The following is a 14649-nucleotide window of genomic DNA, read 5'->3' as shown; positions in this document are numbered from 1 at the left end:
AAGGGCGCTCGGGATCAGGAGGCCGCCGCCCCCCTCTTCGCCTCCCTCACCTCCGGCAGCACCTCCGTCACCGCTCGCGCGTAATCCGCCAGCAGGTGGGTCAGGCGGTCCAGGAGGACGGTGAGGCGGTCGTACTCGGCGATCTCCGAGGGGGTCCAGGGGGCGTCCTCGGATTCCATCTGGGCGGTGCGGGACTCGGCCGCCGCCGCCTGGACCACCGATCTGGCGGCGAGGCGCAGGCGGCGGGCGGCGTTCGGCGGGGTGTGGGTGAGGAGGAGCTCCAGTTCGGCGGGGGCGGGCAGGGCCGGGATGCCGTACTGCGTCCAGAGGCGGCCCCACAGGCCCCGGCGCCGCTCCTCGGGGGTGACCTCGTCGGCGTCGGACAAGTGATATGGGGCGACGGCCGTCCAGCGGGTGTGCGCGAGCGGTTCGGCGAGCGCGGCGGAGCGCCAGGCGGCGACGGCCGCGTCCACCCACCAGCACACGTACTCCCGCGCCGCCTCCTCACAGGCCCGCGCCCGGTCCCCGGCGAGTTCGAGCCGCAGCGCCTCCAGCACGGCCCCGGCACCGGGCCGCGCCCCGCGCAGCCGCTCGCGCTCCAGGCACACCTCCCGCTCCCGGTTCAGCTCCTCCAGCCGCCGCCGCTCTCCCTCCCACTCCCCGAGCAGCACCCCGGCCGCCCGCCCCAGCGCGGCCAGCTCCCCGTCCACCTCGGCGTCCGTCATCGCCGCGAAAGACGCCGGGTGACCGCTCATGTCGTACTCCTGGGACAGGTGAACTCCTGCGAGATGCAACCGTATTGTCCGGCCCAGGGCGCCCGCTGCGAACGGCGCGTTTCCGCGTACGAGGGGCGCCCGGTGTGCTAGAAGCGCCCCCCTGGGGCGGTGCCGCCGCCGCGCAAGGGTTCTGCAAGGCCGCCGCAAGGAAAATGCCGTACCCGCCGGGCAACCGCTTCCACGAGCGCCGCGCGCAGTGAGCGCGGCGACGAGCGATGGGGGATCGCGTGTCTGTCGGATTCACGAGACAAGCCCTGACGGTGCAGGGGCACTGGCTCACCGTACGGGACTGCAAGAGGGTTCTGGTGGTCGTTCACACCGTGACGTTCGCCCAGCGGCTGAGGGAGGTCTTCGGCCTGCTGGAGGCCGACCTCCGCGTCCAGACGGTGTTCACGGCCGCCCCGCACGCGTTCGGGAACGGAGTCATGACGTATCTGGAGGGGATGGGGATCACCCCGCTGCCCTGGGAGGAGGCGCGGCAGGCCGAGTTCGACCTCGTGCTGGCCGCGAGCTCCCGGGGAGTGCATGAACTGAAGGCCCCGGTCGTGCGCATCTCGCACGGCGCCGGGCACAACAAACTGCTCACCGACACCAGCCTGCTGGCGCCGGGGGAGATCCGGGCGCCGGGCATGCTCAGCCGTCAGCACCTGCTGCACGAGGGGCGGGTGGGCCCGGCGGCGATCGTCTACTCGCACGAGCGCTACCTGAAGGAACTGAAGCTCACCTGCCCCGAGGCGCTGCCGGTGGCCCACGTCGTGGGCGACCCCTGCGTCGACCGGATCGTCGCCGGCCGGCCGCGGCGCGCGGAGTACCGCCGGGCGCTGGGGCTCGAACCCGGTCAGCGGCTCGTGGTCGTCACCTCCACCTGGGGGCCGGCCTCCACCTTCGGCAGGATCGAGACGCTGCTGCCGCAGCTGCTGGGAAACCGCTCCCGCAAGTACCGCATCGCGCTGCTGCTGCACCCCAACGTCTTCGCGGGGCACGGCAGATGGCAGGTGCGCGGCTGGCTGGCGGGCTGCCAGGGGCGCGGCGTCGCCGTCGTCCCCACGGAGGCCGACTGGCAGGCGGTCCTGGTCGCGGCCGACTGGATCATCGGTGACCACGGGTCGCTGAGTGCTTACGGAACGCTCACCGACGCCGTCATGCTGCTCACCTCCGGCCCGCGCCGTGAGATCGCGGCGTACTCACCGGCCGCGCTGCTGGCCGAGGCCGCGCCGGTGCTCTCGCCGGGGCATCCGCTGGCCGAGCAGCTCGAGTACGCCGCGCGAGCACACCGGCCCGGCCGGTACGCCGCCGTCGCCGCCTCGCTGTCCTCGGCGCCGGGGCAGTTCCACCGGCGGATGCGTAAGCTGCTCTACCGCCTGCTGGGCCTGGGCGAACCCGCTCATCCGCCGTACGTCGCCCCGCTGCCGCCGCCCGCGCCGCTGCGCAGCTGGGAGGTCTCCACGGACACGGGCGCGGCCTCGTGAACGGGGTGTGGACCACCGTGTGCTTCGCGCCGTCCGCGGGCCCGGGCGGTCTGTGCGGCACCCGCGTCGTCTGGCGTTCCGGCACGGCGTACGGAACCGTCCGCGTCGGCGTCGACCGGTCGGGCGGGGCGGTGACGTGCCCGCACCCGGCCGGCCCGCTCCTGTGCGACACCCATCTGAGGGTGGACCTGAACCTCCCTCACCCGCCGGGCCTGGCGGACTGCGCCGACGTCCTCGTGACTCGTACGCCGCTGCCGCCCGGCCCGGCCCGGGAGCGGGCGCGAGGCCTGCTGGCCCGGCATCCGGGGTGCCTCGTCGCCGTCGTCCCGGAGCCGGGTGACGGCTGCGTGGCGGCCGTACGGGCCGGGGGCCCGCGTGACGCGGTGTGCTGTGTCCGCCTGGCCCGCGGCGCGGCCGGCACCCGTGCCGCCCCGCAGGCCGTCGCCTCCGTCGTCCACGCGTGGGTGGCGGCCGGGGGAGCGCCGGACGCGCTGCGGGCCGTCGTACCGGCGCTGCCGGTCCGGCGCTGACCGCCGGACCGGCCGGGGCGCGCTCTCACAGCCGCCCCAGCCGGTCCTCCACCCGTTGCGCGTCGGCGGGGGCCGAGCGGCGCAGGAGGTCCAGGGCGGCCTCGTAATGACGGGCCGCCGTCGCGCGGTCGCCCTGGACCTCGGCGGCCTGGCCGAGCCACTCCAGGCAGCGGGCCTCCCAGTCCGCGGCCCTGGTGCCACCGGTACGGAACAGGGCCAGCGCTTCCCGCAACAGCTCCGTGCCCTCCCCGGCGCCGGCGCGGTCCAGGACGTGCCCGCGCCGGGCGAGGACCCGGGCGGCTTCGTACGATTCGTCCAGTGCCGTCAACTCGTCGTACGCGAGCCCGAGTTGACGGTCGGCCTCAGCCAAGTCGCCTCCCGCCAAGGCGGTTTCGCCGAGCCGTCCCCGGGTGAGCGCCATTCCGCGCCGGTAGCCGATCGCCTTCCTCAGCCGCAGGGCGTGCTCGAAGTGGACGCGGGCGACGGCGAGTTCGCCGGACAGGAGAGCGATGTGCCCGAGGCCGTTGAGCGCTTGCGCCTGCTGCCGTACGTCCCTGTCCTCGACGGCGAGCTCCAGTGCCCGCCGGTACCACTCGGCCGCCTCCGCGTACCGGCCCGCGCTGCGCAGTCCGATCGCCCCGGAGGTGAGCATGCGGTTCTCACCGCGCCGTGATCCGTCCCGCCGGGCGGCGTCAAGTCCCAGGCGGTGGGCCTCGATCCACGACTCGGTGGGGCGAAACCGCAGGAAAAGGGGCCACATGACATCCACCAGCCGCCAGCAGCGGCCGTCCCAGCCGGCCCGCGCGCAGTGCCGTACGGCGGCCATGAGGCCCGCCCGGTAGGTGTCCAGCCAGGCCAGGGCCGCCTCGGGACCGCCGAGCGAGGTGGGCGCGGCGGTGCGCAGGGGGCCGTCGTGGCCCGCGAGGCGGTGGTTGGGGGTGAGGAGGCGCTCCGCCTCGGCGGCCGTGGCCAGGCACCAGTCCACGAACCGGCTCATGGCCTGCTCCCGCTCCCGCGGTTCCTCGCGTTCCTCCCCGAGCCCGCGCGCGTGCGGCCGGACGATGTCGTGGAAGCGGTAGGCGTCCGCCCCGGTCTGCGTCAGGAGGTTCGCCTCCACGAGCGCGTGGACGGCGGCGTCGACCTGGTGCGTCCGCGCCCCGCCGCCGGCGACCGCGACCAGCATGGCCAGGTCGTACCGGTCCGTCGGAAGCGCCCCCATCCGGCGGTAGAGGGCGGCGGACTCGTCGGGCAGCAGGCCGTACGACAGGTCGAGCGCGGTCCGCATGACGGCCTCCCCGTCGACCCGCAGGGCGTCGAGCGCCCCCAGCCCCTGCGCCAGGCTCTCGGCGAGCGCCGAGACGCGGTGGTACGGCCGTACCGCGAGCTGGGCGGAGGCGAGGCCGACGGTCAGGGGCAGCCGCCCGCACAGCTCGACCAACTCCCGTGCGGCGGCGGGTTCCTGGGAGATCCGTGCACCGCCGCCGACGGTCAGCAGCTCGACGGCGGCGTGCGGCGGGAGACCCTCCAGCAGGTGCGCCGACGCTCCGTCGACCCGCAGGCCGGTGAGGCTTCTCCGGCTCGTCACCACCGTCAGCCCGGACGGCGTGCCGAGCAGCAGCGGCCGTACCTGCGCGGCGGTGGAGGCGTTGTCCAGGAGGACGGCGATCCGCAGGCCGGAGGTCAATGAGCGCCAGAGCACGGTGCGTTGGGCGGCGTCGGCGGGGACGGCGGGTGCGCCCAGGGCGACCAGGAACGCTTCGAGGACCGTCGCCGGCGGGACGGGGGTGTGCGCTCCCGTCGGATCCGTCCCCGCCAGGGTGTGGCCGCCGAGGTCGGCGTAGAGCTGGCCGTCGGGGAAGAGGTGCGCCTGGTCGCGCAGCCAGTGCGTGACCAGAGTCGTCTTGCCCACTCCGGCGAGTCCGCTGACCACGACGAGCGGGGAGGCGTGCGCCCGATGGCCGGCCAGCAGGGCGTCCAGAGTCCGGCAGTCGCCCTCGCGGTCCACGAACTGGGCGGTGACCGGGGGAAGTTGGCGGGGCACGGGGATACGCGGCGCGGGGGGTGCGTGGAAGTGGACGCCGCCGTGGATGTCGCGGGCCTGGAGGCTGGGGCCGTGCACGACGGCGTCGCCGGCGAGGGTGTTGGCGGTGGTTCCGGGCGGAGGGGGCCCGTACCGGCGTAACCAGTCCCTGACGGCGTCCCTGGTCGCGTCGTCCTGTGCGGCCAACCGGTCCAGTTCTTCCGCGAGTTGATCCCGGTCCAGGGTCCGCGTCCCGGTCGGGGGCCAGAGGCGGGCGATCGCCGGGTCCGCGCGGCTCGCGATCCGTACGGCGTGGCCCAGCTCCTGCCAGGCGGGGGACTGCCGGTCGTGCTCGCAGCGGAGCATGGCTGACACGAGCGCTTGCCGTCCGTCCGGTCGCGGATAGCGCACAGCGGCTCCTTTCGGCGCGGTTCGTCGGGGGATCACTCCCCGTTCCGAGCGGCAAGCGAACAAAAGAGGCTACAGAGCGGTTATTTCTAGTCTCATACGGTGAGCATATGGTCTGAAGTGACGCGCCCATGACACTCTCGAATACACGGTCAGGAGAAGGCCATACCGGCGGGAGATGCTGGTGGAATTCGGGATTCGGCTTTCAGGATCAGTCGCTTTCACCGTCGCCGGCCGGATCGGCGACCTCGGCCCGACACAGAACCGCCTGCTGGTCGGCGTACTCGCGTGGGAGGCGGGCCGCCCGGTCAGCGTGGACTCGCTGATCCGCCGGGTCTGGGACGAGGATCCGCCGGCCAAGGCCAGGCAGTCGCTGCACGTCCTCGTCTCCCGCGTCCGCGCCGCCTTGCAGCGGGCCGGGAGCGCGGCGCCGGCCGTCGTCAGCCACACCAACGCGTATCTGCTGGACATCGACCCGGAACAGGTGGACCTGCGGTGCTACCTGAGCCGGGTCGAACGGGCCCGCTCCGCCTGGGGCGACGGTGACGACGACACCGCCCTGAGCCTGCTGGAGAGCGCGGCCGGACTCTGGAGGGGCGAGCCGCTCGCCGGTATCGCCGGTTCCTGGCCCGAGCATCTGCGGACCACTGTCGCCGAGAGCCGCCTCGCCGCCGCGATGACGCGCGCCGGGATCCTGCTCGACATGGGGCGCTTCGCCGACGCCGTACCGGTGCTGCTGCCGCTGATGGACGAGCATCCCGTGGACGAGGCCCTGGCCGAGCGGCTGGCCGTCGCCTTGTACGGGAGCAGCCGCACGGCGGAGGCGACGCGGTTGCTCCAGCGGACGCGGCAGCGGGTCGTCCGCGACATCGGACTGGACGCGGGGCATCGTCTGCACCGCGTTCACCAGGGGATTCTGGCGGGGGCTTCGGCAGGGAGCCTGGTGGGGGCGGGGCGGGGAGCTGCGCGGCCCGCGGACCCGGCGGGGGCTTCGAGGCCCTCGGGCCGGGCAGGGACTTTGCGGCCCTCGGGCCGGGCGGCGGCGGAGGCCCGGCCCGAGGGCGCGGATCAGGTTCCCGCTCCGGGGCTCCGCGTGCCGGACAACCTGCCCCGCGATGTGCCGTGGGTCGGGCGCCGCGGTGAACTGCGGCAGCTCACCGCGGTGTTGAGCGAGGGTGACGACTCGGCCGCGGTGGTCACCGTCGAGGCGGTCGACGGGATGGGCGGCGTGGGGAAGACGTCCCTCGTCGTGCATCTGGCGCATGAACTGCGCACCCGGTTTCCGGCCGGCTGTCTGTTCCTGCGGCTGGGCGGGCATGCGCCCGACCGGACGGCCCTGACCCCGGCGCGGGCGCTCACCGAACTCCTGCGGCTCGTCGGCCTGGACGGCAGCCGATTACCCGTCGAACTGGATGAGCTGACCGCTCTGTGGCGCTCGGTGACACAGGACCGCCGCATGCTGGTGATCCTGGACGACGCGGCTGACGCGGCGCAGGTCCGGCCGCTGCTGCCGGGCCGTTCCCCGACGGTCGTCGTCGTGACCAGCAGGCGCCGGCTGCTCGGACTGCCCGGGGTGCGGCCGGTCTCCCTCGGCATACTGCCGCCCGACGACGCGACGGCGCTCTTCGTGCAGCGGCTCGGGGCCGGCAGCCGGACGAAGGAGTCAGAAGTCGCCGAGATCGTCAGAATCTGCGGGCACCTGCCCCTCGCGATCGAGCTCGCGGCGAGCCGGCTGCTCGCCCGGCCGTCATGGACGACGGCCGACCTGCTGGAGCGACTCGCCGTCAACGGGAGTCAGCTGGCGGAGCTGCGGGACAGCGAGCGGGCCCTGACGCAGGTGTTCGCCCTGTCCTACCGGGAGCTGAACCCCGAGCAGCAGCTGGTCTTCCGCCGGATCGGCCTGCACTTCGGGGCGGAGTTCGGGCCGCACGCGGTGGCGGCGCTGACGGGGCTGTCGGCCGAGGCGGCGGAGCAGGTACTCGAAGAGCTGCTCTCCCATCATCTGGCGATCGAATTCTCGCCACATCGCTTCACTCTTCATGATCTATTGCGTGAATACGCCCACTCACTGACGACTTCTGCCGACAAAGCGGTGATCACGGAGGAATCACAGCAGGCGGTGGGGCGCTTGATCGCGTTCTACCTCGGCACAGCTGATCGCGCCGACCGGCTCGCTTATCCGTTCCGCTCCCGTATGGCCCTGCCCGTCGAAGATCCTGTTCCGTCGGCATGGTCCGAAGTCGCGGACGCATACGCTGCCGAGCGCTGGCTGATAACCGAGGGCGAGAACCTTCTGAGTGTCCTCGAATGGCTGACTGTGCATGGTTCGGAAGGTCAACTGGCGCTCTGTATCCATGTTCTGGCAGGTTTTCTTGATCAGGAGGGACGCCATCTGGTCATGGCGGAGCCTCTGTTGTGCCGGGCCGTCGCGCACTGGGCCGAGGTGGGTGACCCCGCCGCCCGTGCCCGTGCGCTGCTGGACCTGGCGACGATGCAGTGCCACGGCTCCCGCTACGAGGAGGCGATCTCGGCCGCGCGGGAGGCGTTGGACATCGCGCGGGGCATCGGGGACGCGGAGCTGGAGAGCGAGTGTGTTCAGCAGCTTTCGATTCCGCTATGGCATACCGGACAATATGTGGTGGCGCAGTCGCTGCTGAAGAAAGCGCTTCATTTTCTTCTGCAAAGTGGTGATGTGCTGCGCATCGCGCGGGGGCGCAATCTCCTCGGGGTGGTCAGCCTTCATCTCGGGGAGTTTTCCGAAGCGATCGGATTCTTTCGGGAGGCGCTTTCCGGGTTCACCGAGGTCGGAAACCAGAAAGGGAGGTTCAGTGCACTCAATAACTCGGCCGAAGTCTTCCGTAAGAAAGGCGATCTGAGCTCGGCCGCAGGGGTGTACAGAGAGGCGATGGAAGTGGCCGAGGCGTGGGGGAGCGAGCGGGAGCGGGCGTCGATCCGGATGAACCTGGCCGGCGTGCTGGGGCAGCTGGGGAGGCCGGACGAGTCGCTGGCTCTGCTGGAAGGTGCCCTGCTGTCTCTGAGGGATGTGGGTGACCGGCGGACCGAGGCCATCGCGCTCGACCGTATCGGCGCGGTTCACCGCATGGCCGGCCGGAGTGGACGGGCGCTGGAGTACCACCGCGCCGCTCTTGAGCTGGCTCGACATGTCCATGCCGTAGGTGAAGAGGTCGACATCTTGTACGGCCTGGCGCTGGCCGAGCGGGAGGCGGGGGAAGTGGAGCGGGCGGCGGGGCATTTGAGGGACAGCCTCATTACGAGCAGGCGGATAGGGGCCTCGGCCGAGGAGGAGCGCGCGGCTCAGGAGCTGGAGCGGCTGGCCGGCCTGCGGCGGAGCGGGCGGCTCCAGCCGTGAGCGGGCGGCTCCAGCCGTAAAGGACATTTCGAGGTGCCCTCGTTCGGTGTATGCCGCATGTGATTTGCCGTGCGGACCGGGTGACTCGCGTAGATCGCCGACCGGATCTCGTGAATCCCCTGAAGGGGGGTGCGGTCGGCGTATGCGGATGTAATGTATGCGCCAAGCCCGCGCTGGCCCCCGTCTTTCGACGGCTCTGCCTCGTGCCGCTTTCCTCTTATTCAGCGCCGCTTCTTATCGCAAAGGAACGCCTCTTTAACGTGAGTACGTTTTCCATGGCCGTTTTGACCTGCTTGGCCTTTTTCGCGAGCTTCTGAAAGTACCCGTGTGCCTGTCCGGAACGCTTCTTCCGGGCAGGCGGAACATCCTGGTGTCGGCTGAGTTGCCGCTCGCGATGGCGTCCGGAGCGGGCGGCGAGGCGGGCCGGCGGCTGACGAGAGGGACGCGTCACCCTGAGTGATGAGCAAAAGGGACGTAATGCGGCAAGAGATAGCCAGCCAGGCGTCACTGCGGGTTCATCCGGAAGTCCCTGTGGGCGGCGGATCCGGGTGCCTATCGTGCGGAACGCACCCTTCCTCTTGACTGCCCGGAGCCTCCATGTCCTACCGGATATCCACCGCGTCCGCCCGTTCCACGCGTACGGCGGTCGCCCTGCTGTGCGCCGGAGGGCTCGCGATCACCGCGTCCGCCTGCTCGTCGTCGTCCTCGTCGGGCGGCGGGTCCGATCATCACCTGACCGCTTATGTGAGCGGTGACACGAACATCCAGACCCTGTGGCAGAACATCGTGGTGCCGGCCTTCGAGAAGGCGAACCCCGGCTACACCGTGAAGGTCGTCTACTCCGCGCACGGCACCGCCGACGCCGCGACCCTCGCCAAGCTCCAGGCCGCCGCGAAGACCAAGCGCGACGCCGGCTACGACATCATGGAGTCCTCGGTCACCCTGAACGCGGCCGCCGCCGGCCTGCTGACAACGGTGTCGTCGGCGAACGTCCCGAACCTCGCCAAGGTCGACTCCGCGCTCCTCGGCCCGGTGGCGGGCTCGGCGGTCCCGTACCGGGGTTCGTCCGTGGTCCTCGCCTACGACTCCAAGACGGTCAAGAACCCGCCGAAGACGTACGACGACCTCGTCGCCTGGATCAAGGCCAACCCCGGCAAGTTCGCCTACAACAGCCCCTCCACCGGCGGCTCCGGCGGCTCGTTCGTCCAGACCACCCTGGACCGCCACCTCGACGCGACGACCCTGAAGACCTTCCAGGACGGCTACGACGCCTCCCTGGAGTCCAAGTGGGACGCCGGGTTCGCGGAGCTGAAGGGGCTGAACAAGGACGTGTACGGCAAGGGGGTCTACCCCAACGGCAACCAGGCCGTCCTCGACCTGCTCGGCAAGGGCCAGATCTCCCTCGCCCCGGTCTGGTCCGACATGTACCTCTCGGCGCTCCAGAACCACACCCTCGACTCCTCGGTGAAGTTCACCCAGATCTCCTCGCCCACCTTCACCGGCGGCGCCTCCTACCTCGGCATCCCCAAGGGCAGCGGCAAGCAGAAGGCCGCGCTGAAGCTCGCCGACTTCTTCCTGGACGCCGCCCAGCAGGACGCGATCGTCAAGAACCTCGCCGCCTACCCGGTCGTCCCGCTCTCCGAGCTGCCCGCCGCAACCGCCGCCCGCTTCACCGGCGTCGACGTCTCCAAGCTGCGGCCCAGCTACTCCGGCAAGACCGGCAACGACATGAACAACCTGTGGCAGCAGAAGGTGCCCGGCCAGTGACGGTCGCGCACCACGCGAACGGCAACGGGGGCGCCGGAAAGGACCGAGTCCCGAACAGGGCTTCCCGCAAGGCGAGTTACGACGGCCCAACCCGCCGTCGCCGCAGGCTCCCGCCCCCCGGCGCCCTCCTCGCCCTCCCGCCCCTCCTCCTCGTCGCCCTCTTCGTCGGCATCCCCATCGTCTCCGGCGTCCTCTACACCCTCGGCCACTTCGGCGGACTGAACTCCGTCATCGCCGAGATCGGCCAGCACCAGCACGCGGCCGACCACTGGTGGGGCACGCTCGGCGCGTACCAAGAAGTGCTGACCAGCGACGTGTTCCTGCGCAGCCTGACGACGACCGTCGAGGTCACGCTGATCAGCGTGCTCGCCGTCTTCGGCCTCGCCCTCGCGATCGCGCTGCACGCCCGGCTCAGCACCGGCCGCACCGCCCGCGTCGTCCCCGCGCTCGCGATCACCCCGCTGTTCCTGCCGGCGGTGATCGGCAGCTACGCGATCCTCACCTTCTACGCCGGCGACGGCGCGCTCACCACGCTCGCGCACGCGCTGGGCTGGAGCCACGCGCCCCGGCTCAGCTACACGATGTGGGGCGTGGTCATCGGCCAGGTGTGGACGAACCTGCCGTTCGCGGTGCTGGTGCTGTCCTCCGGGATGGCCGCCGTACCGGAGGCGCTGATCGAGGCGGCGCGGGACGCGGGGGCCGGGCGGGCGCAGGTCGTACTGCGGGTGATGCTGCCGATGACCGGCGTCCCGGCGGTGATCACGGCCGCGTTCACGACGATCTCCGTCCTCGGCAGCTTCACCGTGCCCTACCTGGTCGGCCCGACGGCCCCGACGATGCTCGGCGTGCAGCTCGCCAACACCTTCCAGTCCTACAACCAGCCCCAGCAGTCGCTGGTGATGGCGGTCGTCGTCTTCGCGCTGGCCTCGCTGGTCGGCGTGGCCTACGTCCGCGCGAACGTCCGCGAGGCCAGGAAGGCGGCGACGGCCCGATGAGCATCGTACGAACCACCTTGAAAACACTGGCCGTTGGCTCGCTCGCCCTCTTCGTGCTCGGCCCGCTGCTGTGGCTGTTCCCGCACGCCTTCGCCGGGACCTGGCACTACCCGGACCTGCTGCCGCAGAACTGGACGCTGCGCTGGTGGCGGGCGGTCGCGGACAACCCCGACCTGGTGTCGGCGATCCGCTGGAGCCTGACCTTCGCCCCGGTCGCGACCCTGCTGTCCGCCGTGATCTGCCTCCCGGCCGCCTACGCGTTCTCCCGGTACGACTTCCCCGGCCGCCGCTTCTTCCTGGTCGCGCTGTTCTCGGTGAACGCGTTCCCGAAGATCGGGCTGTACGTCGCGATGGCCTCGCTCTTCTACACGCTGAACCTGATGACGACGTTCTGGGGCGTCGTCGTCGTCCAACTCCTGGGCACGGTCGTCTACATGACCTGGCTGCCGGCCGCCGCGTTCGCCGCCGTGCCGCGCAGTCTGGAGGAGGCCGCCCGGGACGCGGGCGCGGGGCCGCTGACGGTCTTCTGGAAAGTGACGCTGCCGCTGGCCCGGCCCGGCATCCTCGTCGCCGTCATCCTCTCGTTCCTCTCCGCCTTCGACGAGGCGCAGGGCACGCTGCTGGTCGGCGCGCCCGTCTACCAGACCATGCCGACCGCGATGTACAGCATGGTCACCAACTACCCCGAGGGCGTCGCCGCCGTCTTCTCCCTCCTGCTCTCCCTCCCGACCGTGGTCCTGCTGCTCGGCGTCCGCCGGCACATCATGGGCGGCCGTCTCGCCGAAGGGTTCCAACTCCGATGACATCAGGGCTCGTGCTGGCCGCACTCAGCAAACGGCTCGGCGGTCGCCGAGTCGTCGACGGTCTCGACCTGGAGGTGGCGCCCGGCGAGATGGTCTGCCTGCTCGGGCCCTCCGGCTGCGGCAAGACCACAACTCTCCGCATGGCGGCGGGATTTCTGACCCCCGACACCGGCCGGGTCGAGATCGGCGGCACCGACTACGCGGCCGTACCGCCCGAACGGCGGCCCACCGCCATGGTGTTCCAGAACTACGCCCTGTGGCCGCACATGACCGTCGCCGGGAACGTCGGCTTCGGGCTCAAGATGCACAAGGTCCCCAAGGCGGAGGCCGGTCGGCGGGTCGCCGAGGCCCTCGAACTCGTCGGGCTCACCCACCACGCCGACAGCTACCCGGCCCGCATCTCCGGCGGCGAGCAGCAACGCACGGCCCTGGCAAGGGCGTTGGCGCTCCAGCCTCAACTCCTGCTGCTGGACGAGCCGTTGTCGAACCTCGACGCCAAACTCCGGGAGCGGGTGCGCGAGGAGATCCGCGACATCCAGCAACGGCTCGGCATCACCACCCTGTTCGTCACCCACGACCAGGACGAGGCCCTGTCCGTCGCCGACCGCATCGCCGTCATGAACGGCGGACGCATCGAGCAGTACGCGGCCCCCGACGACCTGTACCGCACCCCGGCCACCCTCTTCACCGCCGAGTTCGTCGGCAGTCTCAACCGGCTCGACGGCATCACCGCCGGACAAGGGGTGCTGCGCGACGCCGACGGCCGCCAACTCCTGCGCTGCGCCGAGCTGGTGGGGCCCGAGGGGGCGGACAAGGTCGTCGGCGTCCGGCCGGAGGAGGTGCGGATCGGGGTCGAGGGCGGGAGTCCGGCCGTGGTCGTACGGGTGCTGCCGAGGGGGCATTTCACCGAGGTGGTGCTGGAGTTGGGGGGCGATATTAAAAACCGGACGCTCCGGGCGTACCTCTCGGGTGGCGTCCCCGGCGTGGGCGAGCGGGTGTCGGTCGCCGCCGGCCGCGCGCTGTCGTACGAGACCACTCAGGACGCCGCCGCGTGAGCGCCCTCGCCATCGCCCACCGGGGCGACCCCCGCCGTGCCGTCGAGAACACGCTGGAGGCGATCCGGCTCGCGGACGCCGCCGGGGCGGGCGCCATCGAGGTCGACCTGCGCCGCACCGCCGACGGAGTCCTCGTCCTGCACCACGACGACGACCTCACCCGGCTCTGGGGCCGCCCCGAACGCGTCGATCAGCTGACACTCCGTCAACTCAGGGCGGCCGCACCGGGGATACCCACCCTCGCCGAGGCATTGACCGTCACCGCACGGCCGTTGGTGCTCGACACCGGTGACCCCGAACTCGCCGTCGCCGCACACCAGTTGCTCGCCGAAGAAGAGGCCGGTGCCATGTTCTGCGGCTCCGCCGAGGCGATGGCCGCCGTCCGCGCCCGCGACAGCCAGATCACCCTCTTCCTCAGCTGGTACGGCGCCGAGCCGCCCGCCGAGGACGTCCTGACCGCCGTGCGCCCCCAGTACTACAACCCCGAGCACCGCTTCCTTCACCCGGGCGAGGTAGAGGTGTGGCGGGCCCGGGGCATCCGGGTGAGCTGCTGGACGGTCGACGACGCCGGGCGGCGGGACGAGCTGCTGGCGTGGGGCGTGAGCGCGATCATCAGCAATGACGTGGAAGGTGTGGTGAAGAGCTGTGCATGAGGACGTGGACCTGCGAGCGGCCCTGAAGCTCGCGACCGAGCTGGCCGAGACGGCGGCGGAGCTGATCCGGCGGCCCCGGCCGGAGGGCGTACGGGAGAAGGACAGCCCGGCGGACATCGTCACCGACCGGGACGAGGAGGTCGAGCGCGTCGTACGCGAGGCGCTGACGCGGGCCTTCCCGGCGTACGGGATCGTCGGCGAGGAGTACGGCGCCACCCCGGGTCTCCCCGACGCCCCGCACTGGCTGATCGACCCCATCGACGGCACCACCAACTACGCGCACGGCCTCGGCTGGTGCTCCTTCTCGCTGGGCCTCGCCGCGCCCGACGGGAGCCCGCTGGTCGGCGTGGTCGCCGACCCGTGGCGGCGCGAGGTGTTCACGGCGGTGCGGGGCGGCGGCGCGTTCCTGAACGGCGTACCGATCCGGGCCGCGACGCATACGACGCTCACGGGCCACGTCTTCCTGACCGAGTGGGCCGCGCACGCGCACTGGCCCGGCATGGACACGCTCCTGTCGACGCTCGCCGCGCGGCACTGCACGGTCCGCGTCATGGGCTCGACGGCCCTGTCCCTCGTCCAGGTGGCCGCCGGGCGCGCCACGGCCGCCGGGATCGGCGAGTTCCACCCGATCGACGGGCTGCCGGCGCTGCTGATCGCGGCGGAGGCGGGCGCGGTGGGGCTGCCCGAGCTGCCCGGGTACGACACCCCGCTGCTGCTGGCGGCGCCGGGGGCGGTGACCGAGGCGGCCGAGGTGTGGGCGGCCTCGGGCGTGATCTAGGGCCTGTCCGGCGGATCAGGCTGGA

General features: G+C 71.8%; 11 protein-coding genes. 9 read left to right on the top strand and 2 right to left on the bottom strand.

Features of this window, described 5'->3' with window-relative positions; translation table 11 throughout:
* Positions 1 to 14 precede the first annotated feature (14 nt).
* Entirely contained in the window at positions 15 to 755 is a 741-nt protein-coding gene (locus tag ACYUD3_RS06290; protein WP_470964918.1) for a hypothetical protein, read from the bottom strand.
* Positions 756 to 991: 236 nt separating this feature from the next.
* Between ACYUD3_RS06290 and ACYUD3_RS06285 the strand changes: the two genes are divergently transcribed.
* Positions 992 to 2245, top strand: coding sequence for a hypothetical protein (locus ACYUD3_RS06285; protein WP_470964915.1), 1254 nt, complete (start codon positions 992 to 994; stop codon positions 2243 to 2245).
* A gap of 5 nt (positions 2246 to 2250) precedes the next feature.
* A complete protein-coding gene (locus ACYUD3_RS06280) occupies positions 2251 to 2775 on the top strand; it encodes a hypothetical protein (protein ID WP_470964912.1) in 525 nt (174 codons plus the stop codon).
* A 25-nt stretch (positions 2776 to 2800) separates the two neighbouring features.
* On the opposite strand, the gene ACYUD3_RS06275 is transcribed toward ACYUD3_RS06280, so the two are convergent.
* A complete protein-coding gene (locus ACYUD3_RS06275) occupies positions 2801 to 5161 on the bottom strand; it encodes an ATP-binding protein (RefSeq protein ID WP_470966041.1) in 2361 nt (786 codons plus the stop codon).
* 220 nt (positions 5162 to 5381) lie between these two features.
* Between ACYUD3_RS06275 and ACYUD3_RS06270 the strand changes: the two genes are divergently transcribed.
* The 7 genes from ACYUD3_RS06270 to ACYUD3_RS06240 all read left to right on the top strand — a co-directional run bounded on the left by ACYUD3_RS06270 (position 5382) and on the right by ACYUD3_RS06240 (position 14624).
* A complete protein-coding gene (locus tag ACYUD3_RS06270; protein ID WP_470964909.1) occupies positions 5382 to 8573 on the top strand; it encodes an AfsR/SARP family transcriptional regulator in 3192 nt (1063 codons plus the stop codon).
* A gap of 597 nt (positions 8574 to 9170) precedes the next feature.
* Complete coding sequence (locus ACYUD3_RS06265) at positions 9171 to 10340, top strand: extracellular solute-binding protein (RefSeq protein ID WP_470964906.1); 1170 nt, start codon at positions 9171 to 9173, stop codon at positions 10338 to 10340.
* A complete protein-coding gene (locus ACYUD3_RS06260; RefSeq protein ID WP_470964903.1) occupies positions 10337 to 11335 on the top strand; it encodes an ABC transporter permease in 999 nt (332 codons plus the stop codon). The genes ACYUD3_RS06265 and ACYUD3_RS06260 overlap by 4 nt, the downstream gene beginning before the upstream one ends.
* Positions 11332 to 12138 carry an ABC transporter permease gene (locus tag ACYUD3_RS06255; RefSeq protein WP_470964899.1) on the top strand — a complete coding sequence of 269 codons (807 nt, stop codon included), beginning with the start codon at positions 11332 to 11334 and terminating at the stop codon, positions 12136 to 12138. The genes ACYUD3_RS06260 and ACYUD3_RS06255 overlap by 4 nt, the downstream gene beginning before the upstream one ends.
* On the top strand, positions 12135 to 13193 hold the full coding sequence (locus tag ACYUD3_RS06250; protein WP_470964896.1) for an ABC transporter ATP-binding protein: 1059 nt from the start codon (positions 12135 to 12137) through the stop codon (positions 13191 to 13193). Before ACYUD3_RS06255 ends, ACYUD3_RS06250 begins: the two co-directional genes overlap by 4 nt.
* Positions 13190 to 13846, top strand: a complete 657-nt coding sequence (locus tag ACYUD3_RS06245) for a glycerophosphodiester phosphodiesterase (RefSeq protein WP_470964894.1) — start codon at positions 13190 to 13192, stop codon at positions 13844 to 13846. Before ACYUD3_RS06250 ends, ACYUD3_RS06245 begins: the two co-directional genes overlap by 4 nt.
* A complete protein-coding gene (locus ACYUD3_RS06240) occupies positions 13839 to 14624 on the top strand; it encodes an inositol monophosphatase family protein (protein ID WP_470964891.1) in 786 nt (261 codons plus the stop codon). Before ACYUD3_RS06245 ends, ACYUD3_RS06240 begins: the two co-directional genes overlap by 8 nt.
* The last annotated feature ends 25 nt before the right edge of the window (positions 14625 to 14649 follow it).

It is taken from the genome of Streptomyces sp. AMJ-169, assembly GCF_055597585.1.
This window is presented reverse-complemented; position numbering and strand designations above follow the sequence as displayed.

Excerpts from the sequence above, each read along its gene's own strand:
- ACYUD3_RS06255 (WP_470964899.1), top strand. The coding sequence starts at position 11,332 with ATGAGCATCGTACGAACCACCTTGAAAACACTGGCCGTTGGCTCGCTC.
- ACYUD3_RS06285 (WP_470964915.1), top strand. The coding sequence starts at position 992 with ATGGGGGATCGCGTGTCTGTCGGATTCACGAGACAAGCCCTGACGGTG.
- ACYUD3_RS06270 (WP_470964909.1), top strand. The coding sequence starts at position 5,382 with ATGCTGGTGGAATTCGGGATTCGGCTTTCAGGATCAGTCGCTTTCACC.
- ACYUD3_RS06275 (WP_470966041.1), bottom strand. The coding sequence starts at position 5,161 with ATGCTCCGCTGCGAGCACGACCGGCAGTCCCCCGCCTGGCAGGAGCTG.
- ACYUD3_RS06290 (WP_470964918.1), bottom strand. The coding sequence starts at position 755 with ATGAGCGGTCACCCGGCGTCTTTCGCGGCGATGACGGACGCCGAGGTG.
- ACYUD3_RS06250 (WP_470964896.1), top strand. The coding sequence starts at position 12,135 with ATGACATCAGGGCTCGTGCTGGCCGCACTCAGCAAACGGCTCGGCGGT.
- ACYUD3_RS06265 (WP_470964906.1), top strand. The coding sequence starts at position 9,171 with ATGTCCTACCGGATATCCACCGCGTCCGCCCGTTCCACGCGTACGGCG.